This window comes from Xanthobacter sp. ZOL 2024 (genome assembly GCF_052932325.1).
Map to the genome: position 1 here is coordinate 3,097,520 of NZ_CM128808.1, position 24,160 is coordinate 3,121,679.

General features: G+C 67.4%; 23 protein-coding genes. 11 read left to right on the forward strand and 12 right to left on the reverse strand.

Annotated features, from left to right (window positions below; all coding sequences use genetic code 11):
• The first annotated feature begins 103 nt into the window (after positions 1–103).
• From ACU4E7_RS14115 to ACU4E7_RS14135, 5 genes are all read left to right on the forward strand, one after another.
• Complete coding sequence (locus ACU4E7_RS14115) at positions 104–2,242, forward strand: EAL domain-containing protein (protein ID WP_447019217.1); 2,139 nt, start codon at positions 104–106, stop codon at positions 2,240–2,242.
• 228 nt (positions 2,243–2,470) lie between these two features.
• Positions 2,471–4,420 carry a sensor histidine kinase gene (locus ACU4E7_RS14120; protein WP_447019218.1) on the forward strand — a complete coding sequence of 650 codons (1,950 nt, stop codon included), beginning with the start codon at positions 2,471–2,473 and terminating at the stop codon, positions 4,418–4,420.
• Positions 4,421–4,554: 134 nt separating this feature from the next.
• A complete protein-coding gene (locus ACU4E7_RS14125) occupies positions 4,555–5,175 on the forward strand; it encodes a Maf-like protein (protein WP_238121624.1) in 621 nt (206 codons plus the stop codon).
• On the forward strand, positions 5,172–5,381 hold the full coding sequence (yacG, locus tag ACU4E7_RS14130) for a DNA gyrase inhibitor YacG (RefSeq protein WP_447019219.1): 210 nt from the start codon (positions 5,172–5,174) through the stop codon (positions 5,379–5,381). Before ACU4E7_RS14125 ends, yacG begins: the two co-directional genes overlap by 4 nt.
• A gap of 397 nt (positions 5,382–5,778) precedes the next feature.
• A complete protein-coding gene (locus ACU4E7_RS14135; protein ID WP_447019220.1) occupies positions 5,779–7,263 on the forward strand; it encodes an aldehyde dehydrogenase in 1,485 nt (494 codons plus the stop codon).
• A gap of 38 nt (positions 7,264–7,301) precedes the next feature.
• Here the strand turns inward: ACU4E7_RS14135 and tmpT are convergent, their stop codons facing one another.
• Positions 7,302–7,940 (reverse strand): thiopurine S-methyltransferase, encoded by a 639-nt coding sequence (gene tmpT / locus ACU4E7_RS14140; RefSeq protein WP_447019221.1) that lies wholly within the window; start codon positions 7,938–7,940, stop codon positions 7,302–7,304.
• A 93-nt stretch (positions 7,941–8,033) separates the two neighbouring features.
• The gene (locus ACU4E7_RS14145; protein WP_238121628.1) at positions 8,034–8,954 is read right to left on the reverse strand and encodes a hypothetical protein; all 921 of its coding nucleotides are present in this window, start codon (positions 8,952–8,954) and stop codon (positions 8,034–8,036) included.
• Positions 8,955–9,312: 358 nt separating this feature from the next.
• Between ACU4E7_RS14145 and ACU4E7_RS14150 the strand changes: the two genes are divergently transcribed.
• On the forward strand, positions 9,313–10,728 hold the full coding sequence (locus ACU4E7_RS14150) for an aspartate aminotransferase family protein (protein ID WP_447019222.1): 1,416 nt from the start codon (positions 9,313–9,315) through the stop codon (positions 10,726–10,728).
• Positions 10,729–10,799: 71 nt separating this feature from the next.
• On the opposite strand, the gene ACU4E7_RS14155 is transcribed toward ACU4E7_RS14150, so the two are convergent.
• The 4 genes from ACU4E7_RS14155 to ACU4E7_RS14170 all read right to left on the reverse strand — a co-directional run bounded on the left by ACU4E7_RS14155 (position 10,800) and on the right by ACU4E7_RS14170 (position 13,666).
• A complete protein-coding gene (locus ACU4E7_RS14155; protein ID WP_238121630.1) occupies positions 10,800–11,396 on the reverse strand; it encodes a glutathione S-transferase N-terminal domain-containing protein in 597 nt (198 codons plus the stop codon).
• A gap of 80 nt (positions 11,397–11,476) precedes the next feature.
• A complete protein-coding gene (locus tag ACU4E7_RS14160; RefSeq protein WP_238121631.1) occupies positions 11,477–12,325 on the reverse strand; it encodes a 23S rRNA (adenine(2030)-N(6))-methyltransferase RlmJ in 849 nt (282 codons plus the stop codon).
• A 25-nt stretch (positions 12,326–12,350) separates the two neighbouring features.
• Positions 12,351–12,989, reverse strand: a complete 639-nt coding sequence (locus ACU4E7_RS14165) for a ribonuclease T2 (RefSeq protein ID WP_238121632.1) — start codon at positions 12,987–12,989, stop codon at positions 12,351–12,353.
• 149 nt (positions 12,990–13,138) lie between these two features.
• Entirely contained in the window at positions 13,139–13,666 is a 528-nt protein-coding gene (locus tag ACU4E7_RS14170; RefSeq protein WP_238121633.1) for a hypothetical protein, read from the reverse strand.
• 306 nt (positions 13,667–13,972) lie between these two features.
• On the opposite strand from ACU4E7_RS14170, the gene ACU4E7_RS14175 reads away from it, so the two are divergent.
• Entirely contained in the window at positions 13,973–15,214 is a 1,242-nt protein-coding gene (locus ACU4E7_RS14175) for an ornithine decarboxylase (protein ID WP_447021639.1), read from the forward strand.
• On the opposite strand, the gene msrP is transcribed toward ACU4E7_RS14175, so the two are convergent.
• From msrP to ACU4E7_RS14200, 5 genes are all read right to left on the reverse strand, one after another.
• The gene (gene msrP / locus ACU4E7_RS14180) at positions 15,211–16,176 is read right to left on the reverse strand and encodes a protein-methionine-sulfoxide reductase catalytic subunit MsrP (protein ID WP_447019223.1); all 966 of its coding nucleotides are present in this window, start codon (positions 16,174–16,176) and stop codon (positions 15,211–15,213) included. The two genes, ACU4E7_RS14175 and msrP, sit on opposite strands and share 4 nt — an antisense overlap.
• A gap of 141 nt (positions 16,177–16,317) precedes the next feature.
• A complete protein-coding gene (locus ACU4E7_RS14185; protein ID WP_238121635.1) occupies positions 16,318–16,944 on the reverse strand; it encodes a DUF992 domain-containing protein in 627 nt (208 codons plus the stop codon).
• A gap of 36 nt (positions 16,945–16,980) precedes the next feature.
• The gene (locus tag ACU4E7_RS14190) at positions 16,981–17,493 is read right to left on the reverse strand and encodes a DUF992 domain-containing protein (protein WP_238121636.1); all 513 of its coding nucleotides are present in this window, start codon (positions 17,491–17,493) and stop codon (positions 16,981–16,983) included.
• Positions 17,494–17,729: 236 nt separating this feature from the next.
• On the reverse strand, positions 17,730–18,197 hold the full coding sequence (locus tag ACU4E7_RS14195) for a DUF992 domain-containing protein (RefSeq protein ID WP_238121637.1): 468 nt from the start codon (positions 18,195–18,197) through the stop codon (positions 17,730–17,732).
• A 137-nt stretch (positions 18,198–18,334) separates the two neighbouring features.
• Positions 18,335–19,537, reverse strand: coding sequence for a pyridoxal phosphate-dependent aminotransferase (locus tag ACU4E7_RS14200; protein WP_238121638.1), 1,203 nt, complete (start codon positions 19,535–19,537; stop codon positions 18,335–18,337).
• A 304-nt stretch (positions 19,538–19,841) separates the two neighbouring features.
• On the opposite strand from ACU4E7_RS14200, the gene ACU4E7_RS14205 reads away from it, so the two are divergent.
• The 4 genes from ACU4E7_RS14205 to ACU4E7_RS14220 all read left to right on the forward strand — a co-directional run bounded on the left by ACU4E7_RS14205 (position 19,842) and on the right by ACU4E7_RS14220 (position 23,743).
• Positions 19,842–20,465 carry a glutathione S-transferase family protein gene (locus ACU4E7_RS14205; protein ID WP_238121639.1) on the forward strand — a complete coding sequence of 208 codons (624 nt, stop codon included), beginning with the start codon at positions 19,842–19,844 and terminating at the stop codon, positions 20,463–20,465.
• Positions 20,466–20,630: 165 nt separating this feature from the next.
• On the forward strand, positions 20,631–21,053 hold the full coding sequence (locus ACU4E7_RS14210) for a hypothetical protein (RefSeq protein ID WP_238121640.1): 423 nt from the start codon (positions 20,631–20,633) through the stop codon (positions 21,051–21,053).
• Positions 21,025–22,269, forward strand: coding sequence for a PQQ-dependent sugar dehydrogenase (locus ACU4E7_RS14215; RefSeq protein WP_447019224.1), 1,245 nt, complete (start codon positions 21,025–21,027; stop codon positions 22,267–22,269). The genes ACU4E7_RS14210 and ACU4E7_RS14215 overlap by 29 nt, the downstream gene beginning before the upstream one ends.
• Positions 22,270–22,351: 82 nt before the next feature.
• Positions 22,352–23,743: an 8-oxoguanine deaminase gene (locus ACU4E7_RS14220; protein ID WP_447019225.1), complete on the forward strand. Its 1,392-nt coding sequence runs from the start codon at positions 22,352–22,354 to the stop codon at positions 23,741–23,743.
• Between the two features lie 4 nt (positions 23,744–23,747).
• Here the strand turns inward: ACU4E7_RS14220 and ACU4E7_RS14225 are convergent, their stop codons facing one another.
• Positions 23,748–24,110 carry a DMT family protein gene (locus ACU4E7_RS14225; RefSeq protein ID WP_238121643.1) on the reverse strand — a complete coding sequence of 121 codons (363 nt, stop codon included), beginning with the start codon at positions 24,108–24,110 and terminating at the stop codon, positions 23,748–23,750.
• Positions 24,111–24,160: the final 50 nt, after the last annotated feature.

The window sequence follows — 24,160 nt, forward strand, 5'->3', positions numbered from 1 at the left end:
CATGCATACGGGTGACGTCGTCCGAACTGGCGTTCGAGATCAGGAGGACGACTTTTTCGAATTCTCGGAGGAGGCTCGCGTCGACCCCTGTCTCAGCTGTCACGTGAAACCCTCCTTCGTGATCCTGAGCGTCGACGACGACGAGCTGTTTCAACGCTCGCTACGTCAGTCCTTGACGCGGTTTCGCTACCGCGACGCGGAGGTGGTTTTTCTGTCGGCCAATTCGGCCGGGCAGGCGGCCAAGGTTCTGTCCGAGCGCAGCGACATCGCCCTGGTGCTGCTTGATGTGGTGATGGAAACCGACGACGCCGGCCTGCGGCTCGTGCGGACCATTCGGGAGGTCATGGGCAATGCGGAGATCCGCATCATTCTGCTGACCGGCCAGCCGGGCATGGCGCCCATGCAGATGTCCCTCGAACAGTTCGACATTTCTGATTATTGGCTGAAGACGGATCTCAGCAACGCGCGGCTCCATTCCATCCTGGTGAGCAATCTGCGCACCTGGGAGCAGATCCGCGCGCTCAACCGCGCCCGCCGCGGCTTGCAGGGCATCGTTGAAGCCAGCAACTCGCTAGCCCGGGCTACGGGCTTCCAGGATTTCGCCTGCCGCATGATCCTGCAGCTCGCCACCCTGTTCGGGGTGCAGGCGGATGGGATCGTCTGCGTGCGTGGCGACAGTGGCGAGCCGGGTGTCGCGCGCATCATCGGTTCCGCCGGGCGGTTCCAGGAGGCGGTCGGCCAGCCGTTGGAGGCGTTGGAGGATGACGGGATCCGTGGGCTGCTCCACGAGGCGCTGTCGTCCCGCCAATCCCTGGCGTGCGACGACAGCCAGGTGATCTTCCTGGCGGGCACCGAGCTGGAGCACGATCACGCCGCCGCCTATCTGGCGACCGGCCGGCCGTTGGACGACACCGAGCCGGAGCTGCTCGGCGTCTTCACCTCCAACATCAACACCGGTCTGGTCAACGTCGCCCTGGCCAGCCGCCTGGATCATCTTGCCTATCAGGATCAACTGCTGAACATCCCCAACGGCAATGCCCTGCGTCGGGCGTTGGAGGCGGCGCTGGATCTGCCGGTGCCGCGCAACCGTGTGCTGCTGCTCCTGGAGCTGGACCAGTATGCGCAGAGCTGCGTGGCGCTGGGTGTCGAGCAGGGCAATCTGATGCTGAAGAACGTGGCGGCGCGGCTCGCCGACCTGTTTCCGGCGCCCTGCATGCTGGCGCGCCTTTACGAGGATACTTTTGCGGTGCTCGGGCCCGCGGATGCCATCCGTCCCGAATTGCTCAGCGGTGTCGAGATGGGGGCGGCGGTGGATGACGCGCCCTTCATCGGGGTGGATTCCGCGCGCCTTGATCTCGATCAGGTGCACGGTTCGGCGCAGAACGCGCTGGCCACCGGCCTGCTCCTGCTGAAGCGCGCGACCCTGCTCGGCGGCGAGCGGACGCTGAGCTACGAGCCGGATCTCGATGAGGAGGTGCAGCGCCGCTTCTCCCGCTCCCGCGACCTCTACAGGGCCCTGCAGCGGGACGAGATCTCGGTGGTGTTCCAGCCCCAGGTGGACCTCAGCACGGGGCGGATTGTGGGCGCCGAGGTGCTGGCGCGCTGGACCCAGCCCGATGGCACGGTCATTCCACCGGGGCAGTTCATTCCCCTGGCGGAAGCCAATGGACTCATCGTGCCGCTGGGGCAGCGCATTTTGCGTAAGGCCTGCGAGGCGCAGGCGCGGCTGATGGCCGAAGGCTTCGATCTCGTGTTGGCCGTCAATGTGTCGCCGCGCCAGCTCGATCGCGAGGTCTTCGCGGCCGAAGTTGCAACCAGCTGCAGTGAGTTCGGGGTGGCGCCTCCCACCATTGAACTGGAGATTACGGAGTCCATCGCCGTCCAGGAGCAGAAGTTCGCGCGTGGAATTCTCGACCAGCTCACTGCATCCGGCTTTCCGTTGGCCATAGACGATTTCGGAACGGGGTATTCGTCTCTGACATTGCTTCGATCGTTGCGGCCGACAAAGCTAAAAATTGATCGTAGCTTTGTGGCCCGCTTGGATGATGCGGAAGAGGACAATAGTATTACTGAAATGATGGTGCGCCTGGGGGCCCGCATGAATATGGTGGTGCTGGCCGAGGGCGTGGAGACCGAGGCACAGGCGCAGTGGTTGCGGCAGAACGGATGCGGCCTGGCCCAGGGCTATCTGTTCGGCCGGCCGGACAGCCTGGGCGCGCTGCTCAAGCGGCTCGCGGCATAGGGGGCGGATCTGGTGGCCCTACCGGGCGGCCAAGGAGAGAGCGGGTGGCGGCTGGGCGGGCAAATGGCGGCGCTCCTGCGCCGCGCGCCCCGCCAGACCGGTGGTATTGCAGCGGGGGCTCTGGTGACGAACATTCCTGAGCGTGGCGAGCTGTCCGGAGTCTCTTTGGCCCCTCGCGAGGGCGAAAACCATGGGGCGAGTGCGGCGCGCCCCGGGCGGATTGAGGCCGTGGCCCGGGAGCTGATCGGCTGGTCGGCCGGCGTGATCTCCCTGCTGCTCCGGCAGCGCAAGCGCATTGGGCTGTTTCTGCTGCCGTGGGCCGTTCTCATCGGCCTCGCCTTCCCTTTGTTGTGGTGGCAGGTGGAGGAGGGCCCCCGGGAGGCCCGCACGGCGCGGGGGCAGGACCTGCTGCGCAGCGCCGACGACATCATTCAACGCGTGCTCGATCGGCTGGGGCGGGATATCCTGTTTCTCAGCTCGATCGCGGTGCAGCTTCCTCCGCAGGATCTGACGCCCGGAGGCATCGGCGGACGCATCTTCGCCAGCTTCGCGTCCTCCTCTCCGGATTATGACCAGGTGCGGTGGCTGGACGAGGCGGGTCTGGAACGGCTGCGGGTGGATCGGGCGGCCGGGGCGGTGGGCATCGTCTCCCTCGGCGAGCTTCAGGACAAGGCGGATCGCCCCTATTTCAAGGACAGCCGTGATCTGCCGGCCAAGGCGGTCTATTTCTCTGCCATCGACCTCAACGTGGAGCACGGCGTGGTCGAGCAGCCGTTCAAGCCCATGCTGCGCGTGGCGACGCCGGTGGTGCCCTATGGCGTGCGGCGGGGCATCGTCATCATTAACTATGCCATGGCCAGCCTGCTCGCACGGATCCAGAAGATCGCCGGCGACGAGCCCGCGCTTTCCCTGTTCCTGATCAATTCCGATGGCTATTGGATCCGTGGGCCCTCGGCGGAGGACGACTGGGCGTGGCAGCGACCGGGGGATCGCGGCAGTGTCTTCAGGGATCTGCCGGAACTGTGGCAGTCCATGCAGGCCGAGCCTCACGGACAGTGGCAGCAGGGATCCCATTACTGGCTGTTCCGCCGTGTCACTTTTGGCAACCGGCTGATCACCGCCGGCGAAGCGTCGACCATTGCCGGGCCTGGCACCACCCTTTACGTGGCGGTGCGCATGAATGAGGCCCATGCGGAATGGCAGGAACTCGAGGCCAAGATCCTGCTGTCGGTGATGGCAGTGGTATTCGCGGTGATGATGCTGGTGATTGGCGTGCGCCTGGCTGGGAGCCTGGAGCGGGAGGCCAGCCACCGGCGGGCGCTGGTGGCGGCCAATGCGGATCTGCGTGATGCCAACCGGCACCTGCAGGAGGTGCAGCAGGAGATCGCCCGCGCCGAGCGCCTGTCCTCCCTGGGCCTGATGGTGGCGGGGGTGGCGCATGAGCTGAACACCCCGCTGGGTAGTGCCACCTTGACCCTGAGCAAGGCGGATGAAGACCTGAGCCATCTGGAGCGGCGCATGGTCGAGGGGCTCCGTCGCTCCGACCTGACGGATTTCGTCGGTGCCAGCCACGGCAATATCAGTCTCGCCCGCGACGCCATCCAGCGCTGCTCGGAGCTGGTCCGCCGCTTCAAGCAGGTGGCGGTCGATCGCGCCACGGTGGCGCGGCGCAAGATGGACCTCGCGGAGACGGTGCTCGATGCCGACCCGCGTCTGCGCCGATGGTCGCCGAGCGAAGGCATCGCGCTGCATCTCGAGCTGGAACCCGGCGTGGAGATGGACAGCTATCCCGGCCCCCTATCGCAGGTGATCTCCAATCTGCTCAACAACACGCTCAAGCACGCCTTTCCGGAAGGCCGGCACGGCACGATGCACCTGCGCGCCGTGCGCAAAGGGCGGACGGCGGTGACCATCGAGATCCGCGACGATGGCGTCGGCATTCCCGCGGAGATCCTGCCGCGCATCTTCGAGCCCTTCTTCACCACGGCGCGGGGGCGCGGCGGCACCGGACTCGGATTGCACATCGTGCATCAGATCGTGACCGATCTGCTGGGCGGGCGGATCTCCGTCGAGAGCCCTGTTGCGGGCCTGTCCCGTGGCACGTGCTTCACGCTGGAGCTCCCGCTGGTGGCCCCCGATCCGCGCTCCGCAGCGGAAGACCCGCGGCGGCCGGCGTGAGGGGCCGTGCCGACTGGGTTCTGGCTGGCAGGCGGCTCCGCCCCTTTGTCATCTGCGGCGTTCACACGCCGCCTCGTTTCCAGTAGCGTGCCGCCCACTTGCGCCGGCCTCGCCGGCCGCATGGGGAGATGGTTGTGACGGATCAATTGAAGCTCGTCCTGGCGTCCGGCTCGCCGCGCAGGCTCGCACTGCTCAACCAGGCCGGCATCGAGCCGGACCTGCTCATGCCGGCGGAGCTGGATGAGAGCCCGGAGCGCGGGGAGCTGCCACGGCGCCTGGCGCAGCGCCTGGCGCTGGAGAAGGGCAAGGTGGTGGCCGCCCGTGCCCGCGAGGCCGGTATGGAGGCGTTGGTGCTTGCCGCGGATACGGTGGTGGCGGTGGGCCGGCGCATTCTGCCCAAGCCCGATCTGCAGGACGAGGCGCGCGACTGCCTGCGGCTGCTGTCGGGGCGCACCCATCGGGTGTACACCGGCGTCTGCGTGGTCGATGCGAAGGGCCGTGATCACAGCCGGCTGGTGGAGACCCGCGTTCGCTTCAAGCGCCTCTCGCGGGAGGAGATGGACGATTATCTGGCGTGTGGCGAGTGGCGCGGCAAGGCCGGAGGGTACGCGATCCAGGGCATTGCCGGCAGCTTCGTGGTGAAGCTGGTGGGCTCCTACACGAGCGTGGTCGGCCTGCCGCTGATCGAGACGATTCAATTGCTGGCCGGTGAAGGCTATCCGGTTCGCGCCGGCTGGGTGGAGCGTGCGCAATGAAGGGGGCCAACGACAACGAGGCGGCCGACGTGCCACGCACCAAGCCCTGCCCGATCTGCGGCAAGCCAGCGGTGGAGAAGTATCGTCCGTTCTGCTCCAAGCGGTGCGCCGACATCGACCTCAACCGCTGGCTCTCCGGCGCCTATGCCATTCCGGTGACGGCGGAAGAGGACGAGGACGGCGCGCCACCGGAGGCCAGGGGCTAGGCGAGACAGAAGTGCCTATTGCCATCCCTGGTCGTTGATCGCCCCGCACCGTCATCTTGCTCCATGCTAAGCTCGTCGCCGGGAATTGGGGGGCGATATGACGGTGCTGGAGCGCATAGGTGATTTCATCAAGGACAGGGCGTCGAAACCTGTTTGCGATGATTGTATTGCTGAACAGCTTGAGCTTTCAGTTCGGCAGCATGCGAATCATAAGACCCGTGAGCTTGCAACACGGCACGGCTTTGAACGTGCCAGTGGGACGTGTTCCATCTGCAAGCGGACAAAGAAAGTCATCCGATATCTAACAGGGGTGGAGGCGAAAACGGGTCACGTGGACGGAGCTCCCAGCTCGGCTGTGACCCCTGCTTCAGCCCCTCAGGCGAGCCGAGGAGTGATCATGTCGGCGTCGGTCGAATCCCCCTCTCCAGCCCATCCATCGTTCCGGACTGACGCGTTCATCGACGGGCGGTTTGCGCCGGCGCAGTCCGGCCGCACCTTTGCCGCGGTCAATCCGGCCACCGGACGACACCTGGCGGACGTGGCGGCCTGTGACCACGCCGACATCGACCGCGCGGTGGGCGCCGCCCGTCGGGCGTTCGAGGACCGGCGCTGGGCCGGCCAGCGCCCGCTGGAGCGCAAGCGCACCCTGCTGCGGTTCGCCGAGCTGATCCGGGCTCATGGGGATGAGCTGGCGCTCACCGAGACCCTCAACATGGGCAAACCCATTGCGGATGCCCGGGCCATCGACGTGCGCGCCACCGCCGACTGCTTCGCCTATTACGGCGAGTGCTGCGACAAGATCTATGGGGAGGTGGCGCCCACCACCAATGATAATCTCGCGCTCATCCTGCGCGAGCCGCTGGGGGTGGTGGGCTGCGTGACGCCCTGGAATTTCCCCATGATCATGGCCGCCTGGAAGGTGGCGCCGGCCTTGGCCATGGGCAATTCGGTGGTGCTGAAGCCGGCGGAGGAATCCCCCCTCACTGCCTTGCGACTCGCCGAGCTCGCCCAGGCGGCCGGGCTGCCGGATGGCGTGTTCAACGTGGTGCCGGGTCTTGGTGCCGAGGCGGGCAAGGCGCTGGGGCTCCACATGGATGTGGACGCCATCGCCTTCACCGGCTCCACCGAGGTGGGCAAGTTTTTCATGCGCTATTCCGCCGAGAGCAATCTGAAGCGGGTCGGGCTCGAATGCGGTGGCAAGACCGCCTTTGTGGTGGCCCACGACGTGCCGGATCTCGATGCCGTTGCCGAAGCGGTGGCGTCCGGCATCTTCTTCAATCAAGGGGAGATGTGCACGGCAGCCTCCCGTCTGCTGGTGGACAATCGCATTCGCGATGACCTCGTGGCGCGGGTCGCGGCCCTGGCGCCGCGCTGGATGCCGGGCGATCCACTGCTGTCGACCAGCCGCGCCGGGGCGGTGGTCAGCCGCCAGCATCAGGAGCGCATCCTGGCGGCCATCGATCGCGGCCTTGGCGAGGGTGCGCGCCTGGTCACCGGCGGTGCCGCCATGCTGGAGGAAACCGGCGGGGCGTTCGTGGCGCCGACCGTGTTCGATGGGGTGGCGCCCAAGTCGGCTCTCGCCCAGCAGGAGATTTTCGGCCCGGTACTATCCGTCATCGGCTTCGATGGCCTGGATCAGGCGGTGGAGATCGCCAACGGCACCATCTATGGCCTGGGTGCATCGGTGTGGAGCGGCGATCTCGGCGCCGCCCACAAGGTGGCGCGGCGCTTCAAGGCTGGCGTGGTCTATGTGAACTGCTTCGATGCGGACGATATCACCACGCCCTTCGGTGGCGTGAAGCAGTCTGGCTTTGGTCGCGACAAGTCGCTGCACGCGCTGGAGAAATACTCAGACCTCAAAACCGTCTGGACGCGTTTGTGACACCCACGCGGGCCGCTTCGGAGCGGCCCGCGCCAGATTCAGGGGCGGCGGAGGAGCCAGGCGTGTTCCAGCGCGTCATATTTCCCCTTCAGGCCGCCGGCGAGCGGTGTACTGGCCAGAAGCGAGACCTTGTAGCTGTCCGCATAGAGGGTGTGGGTCTCCTCCGGTGACACGGAGAACGGCGGGCCGGGCACCAATGACTGGTCGTAGGTGAAGCACAGCAGCAGCTGCGGGGCCGAACCGGTGATCTCGGCCAGGTGCCCGGCATAGCGCCGGCGCATGGCTTCGGGCAGCGCCACCAGCGCCGCGCGGTCATAGACGGCGTCGACCGGGCCCAGCGTGGCCTGGTCGAGGTCGAAGATGTCGCCCTGATAGATGTCGATGGCGGGGCCGCTGTAGCGGGTCAGCGGGCCGGAGGCGGTGACCACCGGGGGGACGCCCAGCTCGTCGAACAACTGCTCCACCGCAATGGGGCTCAGCTCCGCGCCGACCACCTGGAAGCCGCGCGCGAGCAGCCAGGCGATGTCCCGCGTCTTGCCGCACAGGGGCACGAACACCCGCGCGCCCGGCGCCAGGGTGAGGCGGTCGAAATGTTCGGTGAGAAAGGCATTGGGCGTGCCTTCGTGAAAGCCGATCTGGTTATTGAGCCAGCGCGTGCGCCAAAAATCCGGTTCCATGCGGAACGGCCTTTCTTTTCCGGTGCTGTATCCCTGCGCGCCAGATTAGAGCATGCGGGGAGGTCTCGGAAACCGCCAGATGCAGCGCCGGCGTTACATGGCAAGGCGTGCGTCGACTTCCACAAGCGGCTCAGCATGTTGGACAATGGCGGCCAGAGTGTCCGCCAGGTCCTGCTGGTTCTGTGCCGCCATCAACGACCCTCCGAGCCGAGGGTTGATCTCGAACACGCAGACCGTGCCATCCTCGCGAATGACATAGTCGAAGTTGCATGGGCCGCTGAAGCGCAGGGGAAGCAGGAAGCTCTCCAGCATCGACAGTTGCGCCTGCGTCAGGGTGACGGACTGGCAGGTCTGCGTGCAGTTGGGACGACGGATGAGGACGTCCTTCTTCAGGGTCATTCGATAGGTTCGATGCAGCAGAATGCGGCCCTCGCGGCAGACTGCATGCGTCACATACTCCTGCGTATGTGGGACATAGGCCTGTAGCAGGACAGGAAAGCCCGCCCACGGCGGGCGCGCGGCAAAGCGCTCCAGCTGCGCCTGCGAGGTTGCCATCTCGACACCGGTACCGGAATTCAGATCGAGCCGCTTGATGGTGCAGGGCATCCGGGCGGCCTCGATGGAGGCGAATATTTCCGGGCAGTAGCGCTCCAGGCCTTCACGGATCACATAGGCCGCAAATGCGCTCTTGTCGGCCAGGGTGCGGACCGCGTGGGGCTGGGGGAGCAAGCCATGATGCTGATCCCGCGGGCAAGCCAGCAGATGTCTTTCCATCACCGGCAAGACGACGGTGCGCAGGTCGTCGCGCGGAGGCGGGAGTGGCCGGTGCGAACCTCTGATGGTGATCACGTCCACCAGGCCTGACACTTTGCTCCACGCCACCCCACCAGCCGCGAGGGTCTGGTTCCAGGTGGCGCTGTGCCCTCCAAAGACGACCACCCGCACGGGCAGGGCAGGGGCGCCGTCACGCGCCGCAGGCGGGACCATCGCGGGGGAAGGAACGGTGACGGACACGGCAGAGGACGCTCACGGACAAAGGCTAAGGACGAGCTTGGCAGGCATCGCACGAGCCTGCACCAAGGTAAAGGGATGTTCTGATTTTCCAATCTGCTAGCGCGTCCCTCTCGGGGCGGCAGCCGGGGGTGCAACGGGCGCCTCAGGGCGGGGCCAGCGGCCGTTTCACCTTTCTTGACGGGACATGGGAATTCACCTCTTCTGAGGTGCAGGAGGTCTGCGCCGCGCGCTGCCGCTCCAACGGTGCAGGGCGCGGAACGGATCCTTCATACCGCCCCTCCGTGCCGTGGGCGTGCCGGGATTTGCGTTTGCAAGGCCCGGTCTGCCCGGTGCGGCTCGTCTCTGGAGAGCCTCCGTCGTGTCATCGGCCCCCCTGTCCAACTCGACAGCCCATTGGCGTGCGCTCGACGCCGCGCACCATCTGCACCCGTTCTCGGATACCAAGGCGCTCAATGCCGAAGGGGTCCGGGTCATCACCCGGGCGGAAGGGGCCTATGTCTTCGACAGCGAGGGCAACAAGATCCTGGACGGCATGAGCGGCCTGTGGTGCTCGCAGATCGGCCACGGCCGCAAGGCGATCGTCGAGGCCATCGCCACTCAGTTGAGCCAGCTCGACTATTACAACACCTTCTTCAAAACCACCCATCCCGCCGCGGCGGAGCTCGCTGCCGCCATCGCCGGGGTGGCGCCGGAGGGCATGAGCCGGGTGTTCTTCACCTCCGGCGGCTCGGAGGCAGTGGATACGGTGCTGCGGCTGGTGCGGCATTATTGGGCGGCTATGGGCCGGCCGCAGAAAACCATCTTCATCTCCCGCAAGAATGCCTATCACGGCTCCACCATGGGCGGCGCGTCGCTGGGCGGCATGGCGCCCATGCATGCCCAGGGCGGCCTGCCCATTCCCGGCATCATCCATGTGCAGCAGCCCTATTGGTGGGCCGAGGGCGGCACCATGGACCGGGACGAATTCGGCCTGTTCGCCGCCAATGAGGTGGCCCGCGCCATCGACGAGGCGGGGCCGGAGAATGTGGCCGCTTTCATCGGCGAGCCCATCCAGGGCGCCGGCGGCGTGATCATTCCTCCGGACAGCTACTGGCCGGCGGTGGAGAAGATCTGCCGGGAGCGCGACGTGCTGCTGGTCTGCGACGAGGTCATCTGCGGTTTCGGACGCACCGGCGAATGGTTCGGCAGCCAGTTCATGGGCGTGAAGCCGGACCTCCTCACCTTCGCCAAGGGCGTCACCTCCGGCTATTTCCCTCTCGGCGGCGTGATCGTCGGCGATAAGGTGGCCGAGGGCTTCATCGCCAACGGCGGTGAATTCAACCACGGCTACACCTATTCCGGCCATCCCGGCGGCTGCGCGGCGGCGCTCGCCAACCTCAAGATCATGCATGAGGAAAAGCTGGTCGAGCGGGTGAAGTTCGACATCGGCCCCTATCTCCAGGAGCGTTGGCTGAAACTTGCCGATCACCCCCTGGTGGGCGAGGCGCGCATGGTGGGGCTCATCGGTGCGCTGGAGCTGACCCCCGACAGGGCGAGCCGCGCCGCCTTCGCCGCCGAGGAGGGCACGGTGGGCCTCATCTGCCGGGATTTCTCCTTCCGCGAGGGGCTGGTGATGCGTGCCGTGCGCGACGGCATGATCCTGGCTCCACCCTTCACCCTCACCCATGCCGAGGCCGACGAACTGGTGGCCATCGTCTGGCGGGTGCTGGATCTGACCTATGCGGAGCTGCAGCGTCGCGGCCTCCTGGTGCCGGTGCCCCGCGTCGGAGCGTGACGCCGCGATCACCCAAATAAAAAGGCCGGCGGAGCAGCTCCGCCGGCCTTTTTTCATCTCATGCGCTCCGATCAGTGCGGGGCGGTCTCTTCGAAGGACGGGCAGCGGGCGGCAAAGGCGGTCTGCCAGGCCACCAGCCGGGGATGGGCGGCCCGCCATTCCCCGCCAAAGCGGAAATCCAGGAAGCCGAGGGCGCAGGCCAGCGTGATGTCCGCCGCGCTGATGGGGCCATCGGCGGCGGGCGGCGCCGCTTCCAGGGCCTCGAGCGCGCGGGCCATCTTGTCCCGCTGGTGGGCGAGCCACTTGGCGTCGTGCTTTTCCTCGGGGCGGAAGCGGCCTTCGTAGAGCACCAGCACGCCGGCATCCATGAGCCCGTCGGCCAGCGCTTCCGCCTTCATGGCGGCGATGCGGGCCTTGGGCTCCAGCGGGATCAGCTTGCCGCCGCCGGCCACCATGTCGAGATAGGCCAGGATGACGCGGGAATCATAGAGGCAGTCGCCGTCCTCGGTGAGGAGAGTCGGGATCTTGCCGAGCGGGTTCTGGCGGCGCAGCGTGTCGTCGGGATTGAGCGTGTCGGCCAGTTCCAGCTCCAGCGGCAGGCCCAGCACGGCAGCGGCGAGCCGCGCCTTGCGGGCGAACGGAGAGGTGAGGGAATAGCGCAGGCGCATCTGGGGGCATCCGGCTTGAGGAAGGGCGATTCTGCCTAGAGCATTTTCGCCTTTGGTTGAATGGCAAAAGCGCGGGCCGGTCAGCGCTCGGCGGTGAGCCAGGAGACGCGGGCGCGGCCCTTGCCGTCACGGGCCATCAAGGGGGCGATGGCGGTGAGGATGGTGCGGGCCTCATCGGCCAGGGTGAAGGGCGGGTTCACGATGATGAGGCCGCTGCCGGACAGGGTGTCGAGGCTGCGCACCTCGGCGAAATCCAGCTCCACCCGCAGCGTCTTGGGCATGCCGAGATGGGCCACCTCGCGGCGGAACTGGTCCACCGCCCGCAGATTCTTGATGGGATACCAGAGCATGAAGATGCCGGTGGCGAAGCGCGCATGGGCGGCCTTCAGCCCTTCCACCATGCGGTGGAATTCGCCCTCCTCCTCGAAGGGGGGATCCACCAGCACCAGGCCGCGCCGTTCCCGCGGGGGCAGATGCGCGGACAGGGCCTGATAGCCGTCCTGCGGCAGGATCTTGGCGCGGGCATCGTCGCCGATGCGCTTTTCGAGCTTGGCTCGCTCTTCCTTGTGCAGCTCGCAGAACAGGAAGCGATCCTGCGGCCGGGACAGCGCCAGCGCCAGCGCCGGCGAGCCGGGATAAAGGCGGCGCCCCTCGGCGCGCAGGGCCCGCACCGTGTCGAGATAGGGGGCGAGCAGCGCCGCGGCCTTCTCCGGCAACGGCGCGGCCAGCAGCGCTTCGATGCCGCTGTCGGCCTCCAGGGTGCGCTGGGCGTTGGCGCCGTCGAGGTCGTAGATGCCGGCGCCGGCGTGGGTGTCCAGCACGCGGAAGGGGGCATCCTTCTTGGTCAGATAGGCCAGCACACGGGCCAGCAGCGCATGCTTCATCACGTCGGCCGGATTGCCCGCGTGGAAGGCGTGACGATAATTCATGGAATCCTGCGCAGTCTGTCGGGGCTCATCGGCCGCCGCGCACGGGCGGCATCACCATCTTGTCGAGCCGGCAGGTGCGCCGGTCCACCTCCGGGCAGGGGCGGAAGCTGAACGACTTGCTCATGCAGATCCGTACCTCACGCAGCCGACGCCGGTCGCAGTCGACCGCGATCATGTCCGGTTGCAGCCCCGGGTTGGCGGCGCGGAAGGCGGCCTCCAGTGCGCTGGGGGACACCATACGGTAGTCGTCGAGATGGGTGAATTCGGCGGGGATCGTCACCTTGGCGCGGGCGGCGCGGATGGCGTTGAAATAGCCGCCGGCATCGAGACCGGAGCAGGTGCCGTGCTTCTTCCATTCGTGAATGACGAGGCCCCGGCTCGGCATGATGTCCAGCATCGACCGCACCAGAGGGTTGGGCACGTAGGGCGGCGGAACCTGGCAATATTGCGGGGCGCCCTGCTCATATTGCGGCCACAGGCCATGCACCACAAAGGCGTAGGGCCGGGCCGCCGCGCATTGCGCCTCGTTGGCGGCACGGCTGCCCCGCGACTCACAATAGGTGGGCGACCAGCTCAAGGAGAGCACATAGAAGTCGAACGCGCCCGGCGTGTTCGACTGGGCGTGCGCGAGAGTGGTGATGCCTGGTGCAAGCGTCGTCGCCAACGCCAGGACGACCGTGCGCAGCGTCCGCCAGAGGGGTACGGAGCGACGCCGTGCTGGAACGCGGCTTGGAACGCGGCAGGCCTGTGGTATCGGGGCCGCGGGCGCGCCTGCGCGCTCAGCGGCGGCCCGGCGCCACGCCGACCATAGCCTCACGGCTGCGCCATCTTGCAGGACGGCGCATCGGCATAGTTGCGATCAAGGCCGACGATGCACCACTGGACGCCCCAGCTGGCGCCGATGAAGCCGCCGTCCTCGACGATGGAATAGTAGATGGCGCGCTTGCGGGCGTCGTTGGTGTAGACGGTGCCCTTGCAATAGCGGCGCGGCAGATATTCCGGCCCCCAGGGGCGGAAGGCGATCTCTTTCGGCTGCGAAAACTCGGTGATCGCGAGATTCGACGACCAATACTGGCGCTCCGTCTCGGCGAAACGCTGAGCGATGAGATTGAGGGCGGAGGGCTCGTCGCAGGCGGGAATCTGGCCGGTATAGTTGGGGCCGGACAGCCAGAAGTTCATTTCCAGCCAGTTGGCGGCCTCGGCGCGTGGCGCCACGGCGCACAGGGCGAGCGCGGCCGTCGCGGCGGCGGCCCAGCGCGCCATGCGCCGGGTGCCGTTGGCGGCAGGCGCGGAGCCCGAACGCTTCGCCGTGGCGTTCACAGTGCGCGTCCGATCACCCATAGTCCTCTCCACTCAACGATGTCGATGCCGGGCCAGCCGGACGTTCCGGCGGACGATGGGGCGAGCGAACCGATCGGTCAAGCGCAGCGGAGCCACAGGTCTTAAGAAAATGTCACGCCTTGGCGCCCACCCTGTCGAGCGGGGCGGGTGTCTGTCGCGTCGCTGCCCGAAAGCTGGGCTAGTCAGGAGGTTGCCGCCACCAGTCCACAGCGGCTGGCTGCGCTGCCGAGGAACGTGTGAGGACCGCCTATGCCGCCATTTCGCGTCGCCGCCGATCGGAACGAACGCCCGGAGCCGGCCGCCGTGCTGCCCCGCTTCGCCACCGGCCGCGCTGCGGCGCTGGAGCTGCGGCCGGATCATCCGGTCTATTGCTTTCGCCCCGCGGTGCTGCGGGCCGATGCCCAGGCCTTCCTGTCCGCCTTTCCAGGCAAGACCGCTTATGCCGTGAAGACCAACGGCGAGCCCATGGTTCTCGATGCCCTGGCCGATGCCGGGCTGGCCGCGTTCGATGTGGCGAGCCCGGCGGAATTCGCGGCGGCCCGGGCCGCGGCGCCGGGGGCCGAGTTGCTCTACATGCACCCGGTGAAGGCCCAGTCCGACATCCGGCTGGCGTTGGAGCAATATGGCATCCGCACCATGGCCCTCGATCACGAGGACGAGGTGGCCAAGATCCTGCGCATCGTGCGGGCGCTGGATCTCGATCCGGAAGACCTCACCTTGTTCGTGCGCCTCGCCACCAAGGGCGAGGCGGCCTATGAGCTCTCCCGCAAGTTCGGGGCGGCGCCGGGCCATGCGGCGGAGTTGCTGCAGCGGATCCACGGCGTTGGTCTGCGCTGCGGCCTGTGCTTCCACGTGGGCAGCCAGGTGGAGGACCTCGGGACTTACGAGCGGGCGGTGGCCCTGGCGGCCGAGGTGCGCGAGGCGGCGCGCGTTCCTATCGCGGGTCTCGACGTGGGCGGTGGCTTTCCCGCCGCCTATGCCCGCGATCCCCGGCGGGCGGAGGCCGGCCAACCACAGAGCCTACCCCCCTTGCCGGAGATTGTCGCCGGTCTCATGGGCGCAGTCGAACGGCATGGTTTCTCGGGCATGCCGTTGGTGGCGGAGCCGGGGCGGGTGATCGTTGCACGCGCGTTTTCCGTCATCGTGCGGGTTCTGTTGAAGAAGGGGCAACGCCTCTACATCAACGACGGCATCTGGGCGTCGCTTTCAGACTCCTGGACCGGCAAGATTCTCCTGCCGGTGCGCCATATTCCCGATCCCGCCCGGCGGCGGCGCCCGGGGCGGGCGCAGGCCATCGAGCCGTTTCGCATCTATGGCGCCACCTGCGACAGCGTGGATGTGCTCTCGCGTCCCTTCTTCCTCCCGGCGAGCGTGGACACCGGGGATTGGATCGAGATCGGCCACATGGGCGCCTATTCCCTGTCGCTGCGCACGCGCTTCAACGGCTTTTATCCGGACACCTTCGTTGCTGTGGATGCGCCGTTCGAGGCGGGGGACGCTCCCCAGGGATATGCCGAGCCCGAGCACCGTGGTGGGGCGGAAGGCTAGAACCAGATGCGCTCTGTCTCGCGGCCGGCATAAAGGCTGGCCACATATTCGCCGTAGCCGTTGTAGAGCAGGGTGGGGCGGCGCTCGCCGGTGGCGATGTCCTCCTCGCTCGCCTGGCTCCAGCGCGGGTGGGGCACCTTGGGGTTCACATTGGCCCAGAAGCCATATTCCGATCCCTGCACCTCTTCCCAGAAGCTCACCGGCTGGGTGTCGGTGAAGGTGAAGCGCACGATGCCCTTGATGGATTTGAAACCGTATTTCCACGGCAGGGCGAGCCGCAGGGGCGCGCCGAACTGGTTGGGGGCGGGCTTGCCGTAGGCCCCGGTCACCAGGAAGGCGAGGTCGTTCTGCGCCTCTGCCAGGGTCAGCCCCTCCACATAGGGCCAGGGGTAACGGAAGTCCTTCTGGTTCGGCGCAACCTTCGGGTTGCGGAACGCCTCGAGCTTGATGAACCGGGCGCCGCTCGTGGGTTTTGCCAGATCCACCAACGTCTTCATGGGAAATCCCGTCCACGGAATGGCCATGGACCAAGCCTCGACGCAGCGGTGACGATACAGCCGCTCCTCCAATTGCACCTTCTTCAGAAGATCGTCGAAATCGAACTCCTGGGGTGCCTCCACGAGGCCATCGACGACGATCCGCCAGGGATGCCGCTCAAAGCGGCCCATGGCGGGGGCGACGTTCTTCGCGTAGCTGAATTCGTAGTAATTATTGACCGTTGACGCGCGCGCCTCCGGCGTCAGCGGACGATCGAGGGTGAATTTCGGATTGCGCTGCGCGGGGTAAAGAGCCACCCCGTCTGCGGAGGGGGCGGCCGCGGCGTGGGCCGCACCGCCGGCGAGGGTCGCCGCGCCGAGAAGGGCGGTTCCCGTGGCCATGAGATCGCGCCGGGATAGATAGAGCGCCTCCGGGGTCGCTGCCGATTCCGGCAGGGACCAGCCGCGCCAACGCCGCACATGCATGAGAAATCTCCGCGTCCCGTTCATCCCCGCCCACCGGCGAACGGCCGGCGTCGATGGCTGGGGAGGATCCGGTCCCCGCGCGGCGCCGGCAAGTCACAGCGGCGTGTGACCGGTCACAGCTTCGCCAGCGGGCGGCGGATCTCAGCGTCGCGAGGGCGGCGGATCGCCGGCGATGAGGGCGGTGGACGGCTCCAGGGTCAGGGTGGCGCTGGCGATGGACAGGCTCAGGCCGCTGTCGGACGAAATGCTGAGCGGTTGCAGTGTGATCTGCCGGGTGGCGTCCTTGGCGGCCAGAATATTGGCCGAGAAGCCCGGGCCGAGCGCGAAGCCGGAGGTGAAGCCCACATAGGTCCCCGCCAGCGCGCCGCGATCGATGTTGGGCGACGTGGCGAAGACGCCCCACAGCATGCTGCCCTGATCGGAGACGCCGATATCGAGGCCGGTGCGCTCCAGGGTGCCGATGTAATAGTGATTCTGGCCCATGGAGGGGCGGAACTCGCAGCGCACTTTCCGGCTGGAGCCGAAGCCGGTGGCGGTGGCGAAATCGCCGCGGCACTCCAGGAGCCCGGCCGATACGCTCGGCATCTGCAGGCCGCCCGCGCCCGGGGAAGGCGGTGGGTCCACATTCATCTGCGGCAGCGCCTGCGTTTGGCCCGGGGCCGTCGAGGCGCCAGCGGGCGCCGGCTGTGCGCCGGCGCCCGTAGCCAAAGCGAATGTCGTGCAGGCGCCGATAAGGCCGGCGCGCATCATGGGGTGAAAAGGCATCATGAACAGCTCCTCACCGCATTGTGCACGACTTTCAGGTCATTTGGTGATCTTCGCCTTCGGCGCAGCCACCTGCTCCAGCTTCATGTCGGCGACGCCGGCAGCCACGGCGGCGCCGGTCATGCCTTCGAACGACAGCGGCTGCAGGGCGACGGTCTGGTGGGAACCGCCGAGCAGCACGTTCACGCCACCGCCGATGGCCCAGGCGGCATTGGCGGACACACCCACATAAGTGCCGGCGAGGGCGCCGGGGCCGGCGTCCACGGAGGGAGCGAACACGCCCCAGGCCAGCACGTTGGCGGAGGTCACGCCGATGTCGATGCCGAAGCGCGACACGGTGCCCTTGTAGTTGCCCTTCACGGTGTAGGGCATGGTGCGGGCGCTGCGCAGCTCGCAGGTGAGGTCACGCACCGAGCCGAGCACGAAGCCCACCGACGGGGCGACATTGCACACCAGCACGCCGATCTGGACCTTCGGCGTTTCCGCGGCGGCGGGCGTGGCGGCAGCGGCAGCGATGGCGGCAAGGCCGATGAGGCCGGACTTGAGACGCATGGGATCCCCCATAAGAGGTGTGAGTTGGAAGGTTGGAGCATCTTGCGGGTGGTGCTGTCATGTCCCTTCCGTCGAGCGAGCAGAGCATCGGTCGACTGCGGACACAACCCGACCTCCGGCGCGCGTGAGGACGCGGACCAAGAGCACCGCGCGGCGCAAGGGCATTCCAGCGGGCGGACGCAGCCGAAAAGGCGACACGCGGGTGCGAATCACGCTTCCGGCTGCATCAATTCGGATCAACGCAGGGTCAGGTCCGAAACGGTCAGGCCGAGGTTGATACCGGTCTGGGCTTCCACCGACAGCGGCTGCAGGGCGATGGTGTTGTTGTTGCCACCCACCAGCACGTTGGCGCCAAGGCCCGCACCGATGGCGGCATTGGCCGACGCGCCGACGTAGGAGCCGCGCAGGGTCTCCGGACGGATGTTCGAGCTCGGAGCGAACACGGCCCAGGCGAGCACGCCCTTGCCGCTCACGCCGATGTCGAGGCCGAAGCGGCGCACGGTGCCTTCATAGCTGCGGGTGCGGCCATGGCGCGGCTTGAAGCTGCAGGACATGTCGCGGATCGAGCCGATGATGAAGCTCACGTTCGGCGACAGGGTGCAGCTCAGCGTGCCCACCTGCACGCGCGACTGGGCGGACGCAGGCACGGCACCGATGGCCAGCAGCGCAGCCGCGGCAAGGCCAGCCTTGAAAACAGTCTTCATGATGTCGTTCCTCCTAGGGAAGCCGGCGGAATTCCGTCCAGCGCCAGACGACAGCAATGCCATAGCTCAGACTTTGCTGCCGCGCCAACGCTTCTAAGGAAGGGTCAGTTCCTTTTCCGGCCGCCGTGTTCTTTGGGTCAGACGAGGTTGCCGCAGAACCGCTGAATGCGGCGGCAGGCATCCTCCAGCTCGGAGGTGGCGGTGGCGTAGGAGATGCGGAACGCCGGGCCCAGGCCGAACGCCGAGCCGTGCACCACGGCCACGCCTTCGGCTTCCAGGAGCTGGGTGGCGAAATCCTCGTCGCTGGTGATCTTTACGCCGTTGGTCGTGGTCTTGCCGATGGTGCCCGCGCAGGAGGGGAACACGTAGAACGCGCCTTCCGGCTTGGGGCAGGTGAGGCCCTTGGCCTGGTTGAGCATGGCCACGACGAGGTCGCGACGTTCCTTGAAGATCGCGTTGTTCGCGGCGATGAAGTCCTGAGGGCCGTCGAGGGCCTCGACCGCCGCCCACTGGGCGATGGAGGAGGGATTCGAGGTGGACTGCGACTGCAGGGTGCCCATGGCCTTGATGAGCGCCTCGGGGCCGGCGGCGTAGCCGATCCGCCAGCCGGTCATGCAATAGGCCTTGGAGACGCCGTTCATGGTCAGCGTGCGGTCGTAGAGCTTGGGCTCCACCTGGGCCGGGGTGACGAACTTGAAGTCGTCATAGACCAGGTGCTCATACATGTCGTCGGTGAGGATCCACACGTGCGGGTGCTTCAGCAGCACGTCGGTGAGGGCCTTCAGCTCGTCATGGGTATAAGCGGCGCCCGAGGGGTTGGAGGGTGAGTTGAAGATCAGCCACTTGGTCTTGGGCGTGATGGCCGCTTCCAGCACCTCGGGGCGCAGCTTGAAATTGTCTTCCAGGCGGGTCATCGCCGGCACCGGGGTGCCGCCGCAGAACTGCACGATATCCGGATAGCTCACCCAGTAGGGGGCCGGGATGATCACTTCGTCGCCGGCGTCCACGGTGGCCACCAGGGCGTTGAACAGCACCTGCTTGCCGCCGGTGCCCACCGAGACCTGCGAGGGCTTGTAGTCGAGGTCGTTGTCGCGCTTGAACTTGCGGCAGATGGCCGCCTTCAGCTGCGGGATGCCGTCGACGGCGGTGTACTTGGTCTCGCCACGGCGGATGGCGGCGATGGCCGCTTCCTTGATGTTCTCCGGCGTGTCGAAGTCCGGCTCGCCCGCCGACAGCGCGATGATATCCCGGCCCGACGCCTTCAGCTCCCGCGCCTTGTTGGAGATGGCGATGGTGGGGGAGGGGTTGATACGCTTCAGGGCGGACGAAATCAGGCTCATGGCCGGCGGCTCCGGACGCGCCCGCCCGCGGCGGCGGATCCGCGGCGGCTCAGGGCGCAAGGTGGGACACGATGAAACGCCGGGCTCAGGCCGGCGCGGGCGGACACTAGTTCAGCGCGCGCAGCGGAACAAGCAATGATCATGAATGAAAGGGGGGCGGTCCGGTGATGGATCGCCGCGGGGCCGCTTTGATGCTCCGCCGCGGGCCTCGCTCCGGCGTTCCCCCTTGCGGCGATCTTCCGGGGCCGCCACATGCCCCTGCAAGGGCCGGATGTGACGCGATGCGGGCGCGGGGAGATTGGGCGTGCTGAAGCTCTATTCGACGCAATCGTCGGGGAATTCCTACAAGGTGCGGCTGCTGCTGGCGAAGCTGCGGCAGCCGTTTCACCTGATGGAGGTGAACATTTTCGCCGGCGAGCACCGCACGCCGGAGTTTCTCGCCATGAACCCCGAAGGACGGGTTCCGCTGCTGGAGGCGGACGGGCGCCTGCTCGCCGAATCCAACGCCATCCTGTTCTATCTGGCCGAGGGGTCGCGGTTTCTGCCCGACGACCTGTTCGATCGGGCCGAGACGCTGCGCTGGATGTTCTTCGAGCAGAACAGCCATGAGCCCGGCATTGCCGCGGCCCGGTTCTGGCTGACCCAGGTGCGCGGCGGCCGCGAGCTGCGCACCCATGACGTGGACCGCTGGATGGAGGAGGGCTATGCGGCGCTCAGCATCATGGAACGCCATCTGGCTGGCCATGATTTCTTCGCCGCCGACCGGCTCACCATCGCCGATCTGGCACTCTACGCCCACACCCACGTGGCGGAAGAGGGCGATTTCAGCCTCGCGACCTTCCCCCGGGTGCGGGCCTGGCTCGCGCGGGTGGCGGCGGACGCCGGGCATGTGGACATGGCCTGGCGCCCAACTGTCGCGGCGGCATAGCGGGGAGAACTCGCGATGGCGTGAGCAGCCGTCATGATGTTGCCATGGTGTGCGCTGTCGCGGCCGCAGCGCAGCCATAGTCTTCCGCGACCTTCCGTTGTGTCGGCGGAACTGATTCGTCGAACTGAACGTTGCGTAGCCACGATTCATCTTGGTGAGAGCATCATGTCCAAGCCGGTCATTGCCCATCGTCCCCGGGTTGCAGGTTTTGCCGCGTCCTCGCACGGCCTTCAGGGCCACGGACAGGGCCACGGGGAAGGCTTCGATCTGCCGCGCTCGGCGACGTGGCTCGACGCGGAGATCGGCACCCGCTCGGCGGCCGATCCCGATACGCTGGCCCGCGCGGTGCGGGCCCACAAGGCCGGCGACGCTTTGGCGCAGGCGGCGCTCACTGTGGCGCTCATGATGGCCATCGGCGCCGTGGCGGTGGTGCTCAGCGTCGAGCGGGCGGCCGCCGCGGGGCTGCTGGTGCGTGGCGTGATCGACCATTCGGCCACCCTCGCAGGGGTTGCGGTGATCGGCGGACTGCTGCTTGTGGCCACCCGCGCGACCCTGCGCCATGCGCGCGTGCGCGCCCGCCGGCGCTGAGGGCATCGGCGTGTCGCGAAGGGGCAAGGACGGTTCTGGCGCTTCTTGCGGTTCTGTTCAAAAAATCGCCGCGCTGGCGGTCGCCCTGCTGGTGCTCACTGTTGGAGCGGCTGCGCCGCTGCCGGCTGCGGCTCAGGCAAGCGGCGTTTCGGCGGCCCAGCCGTTCGCCGGCGCGCGGGTGCGGGTGGTGCCATTCGCCTCCGGCCTCGACCATCCCTGGGCCATGGCATTCCTGCCGGACGGCCGCCTGTTGGTGACCGAACGCCCCGGGCGGCTGCGGCTGCTGGATCAATGGGGCAAGATCATTGCCACCGTGAGCGGCGTGCCCGAGGTGGTGGCCGAGGGGCAGGGCGGCCTCCTGGATGTGGCGCTCGATCCGGATTTTGCGCGCAACCGCTATATCTATCTGAGCTATGCGGAGCCGCGCGGCGGGCGCATGGCCGCCACGGCGGTGGCCCGCGCCTGGCTCTCGCCCGATGCCACCCAGCTGCGCGACCTGAGCGTCATCTTCCGCCAGGAGCCGGCCTGGACCGGCCGCAACCATTTCGGCTCGCGGCTGGCGTTCGCGCCCGACGGCACCTTGTTCGTCACGCTCGGCGACCGGTTCGACTTGCGCACGCGGGCGCAGGACCTCTCCACCACCGTGGGCAAGATCGTCCGCATCAACACAGACGGCAGCATTCCCGCCGACAACCCCTTGCGCAACCGCTCCGGCGCCCGGCCGGAAATCTACAGCTACGGCCACCGCAACGTTCAGGGCGCCGCCATTGAGCCGGCGAGCGGCCAGCTTTGGACGGTGGAGCACGGCGCGCGGGGCGGCGACGAGGTGAATGCGCCGCGGCCGGGCCTGAACTATGGCTGGCCGGTCATCAGCTACGGACGGGATTATTCCGGCGCCAAGATCGGCGAGGGAACCGAGAAGGTGGGCATGGAGCAGCCACTGTTCTATTGGGATCCGTCCATCGCCCCGTCGGGTGCGGCCTTTTACACGGCGGACCTGTTGCCGACCTTCAAGGGACATCTCTTCATCGGCGCCCTGGCCGGTGAAGCGCTGGTGGAAGTCAAGCTGCGCGGTGGCGTGGTGCTGGGGGAGGAGCGTCTGCCCCTGGGTAAGCGCATTCGCGATGTGCGGCAGGGCCCTGACGGCGCCCTGTGGCTGGCGACCGATGCCGAGGATGGCGAGATCCTGCGCGTGGTGCCGGTGGCCGACAAGTGAGGCGGCTGGTTGGCGTAAGCGGAGCTGCGCCCTAGGATCGCCCGCCGCCATCTGGGCGCGGCGCAGGTCCGCAAGGGTTGCCATGGCCCCCACCTCTCCCGCCAAAAACCTGCTTGCCAAAACCCTGCTCGCCAAGAATGCCCTGGTGCTGGTGACCATGGATGGCGCGCGCCGCGAGATTCCCGGCGGCGGGCTTTATGTGGAGGATGGCCGCATCGTCGCGGTGGGGCCGGCCCATGAGCTGCCGGCCAGCGCCGACGAGGTGATCGACCTTACCGGCCATGTGGTGCTGCCGGGCCTCGTCAACACCCACCATCACATGGTGCAGAGCCTCACCCGGGCGGTGCCGGCGGCCCAGGATAGCGAATTGTTCGGCTGGCTGCGGGCGCTCTATGCCCTGTGGGCGGGCCTGACGCCGCAGATGGTGGAGACCGCCACCCTCACCGCCATGGCCGAGCTGATCCTCTCCGGCTGCACCACCTCGTCGGATCATCTCTACATCTACCCCAACGGGGTGCGGCTCGATGATTCCATCCGCGCCGCGCGGCGCATCGGCATGCGCTTTCATGCGGCCCGCGGGGCCATGAGCGTGGGCGAGAGCCAAGGCGGACTGCCGCCCGACCGGGTGGTGGAGGACGAGGGCTTCGTGATGGCCGACACGCGGCGGCTGATCGACGCCTATCACGACCCCGCCCGTTTCTCCATGCTGCGGGTGGTGCTGGCCCCCTGCTCCCCCTTCACCGTGAGCGAGGATCTCATGCGCGAAACGGCGGTACTGGCCCGCCGCGAGGGGCTGCGGCTGCACACCCACCTGGCCGAGAACGACAGCGACATCGCCTTTTCTTTCAAGACCTTCGGCAAGAGCCCCACGGATTATGTGCGGGAATTGGGCTGGGTGGGGCCGGATGTGTGGCACGCCCACTGCGTGAAGCTGGATGATCCCGGCATCGCATTGTTCGCGGCCACCGGCACCGGCATCGCCCATTGCCCGTGCTCCAACATGCGGCTCGGCTCCGGCATCGCGCCGGTGAAACGGTTCCGGGCCGAGGGCATTCCCGTGGGGCTCGGGGTGGACGGCTCCGCATCCAACGACGGCGGCCACATGCTGGGGGAGGCGCGCCAGGCCCTCTTGCTGCAGCGTGCCGCCTTCGGGCCCGATGCCCTCACCGCCCGCCAGGCGCTGGAGATGGCCACCCTGGGCGGCGCCCGCCTGCTCGGTCGCGACGACATCGGCGCCCTCGCCCCCGACATGGCGGCGGATTTCGTCGCCTTCGACATGAGCGCGCCCGCTTATGCCGGAGCGCTGCACGATCCGGTGGCGGCGCTGATCTTCTGCGCCCCGCAGCAGGTGGCGCTGAGCGTCATCAACGGCGCGGTGGTGGTGCGCGATGGCCGGCTCGCGACCATCGACCTGCCGGCGGTGACCCGCGCCCACAACGCCATGGCCGCGACCCTGGCGGCGCAGGCCGGCTGACCTCTCAGAATTTGTGGAAGATGAAATAGGCGCCGGCGGCGATGAAGGCGAACCCCACCAGATGGTTCCAGCCCAGCGGCTCCTTCAGATAGAGCGCCGAGAATACGGCGAACACCACCAGGGTGATGACCTCCTGGGCGGTCTTCAGCTGCGCCGCCGAATAGACCTCGGAGCCGAGCCGGTTGGCGGGCACCGCCAGGCAATATTCAAAAAAGGCGATGCCCCAGCTGGTGACGATGACCAGGAACAGCGGCGCCGATTTGAATTTCAGGTGCCCATACCAGGCAAAGGTCATGAACACGTTCGAGGCGATGAGCAGCACGAACGGGGCAATCTGCGGCGGCAGCAGGGAGGCGAGGGCGGGCATCGTGGCGCTGTTCCTAAGCGCAGTGAGGTCTCCTCTTCCTAGGATGTAGT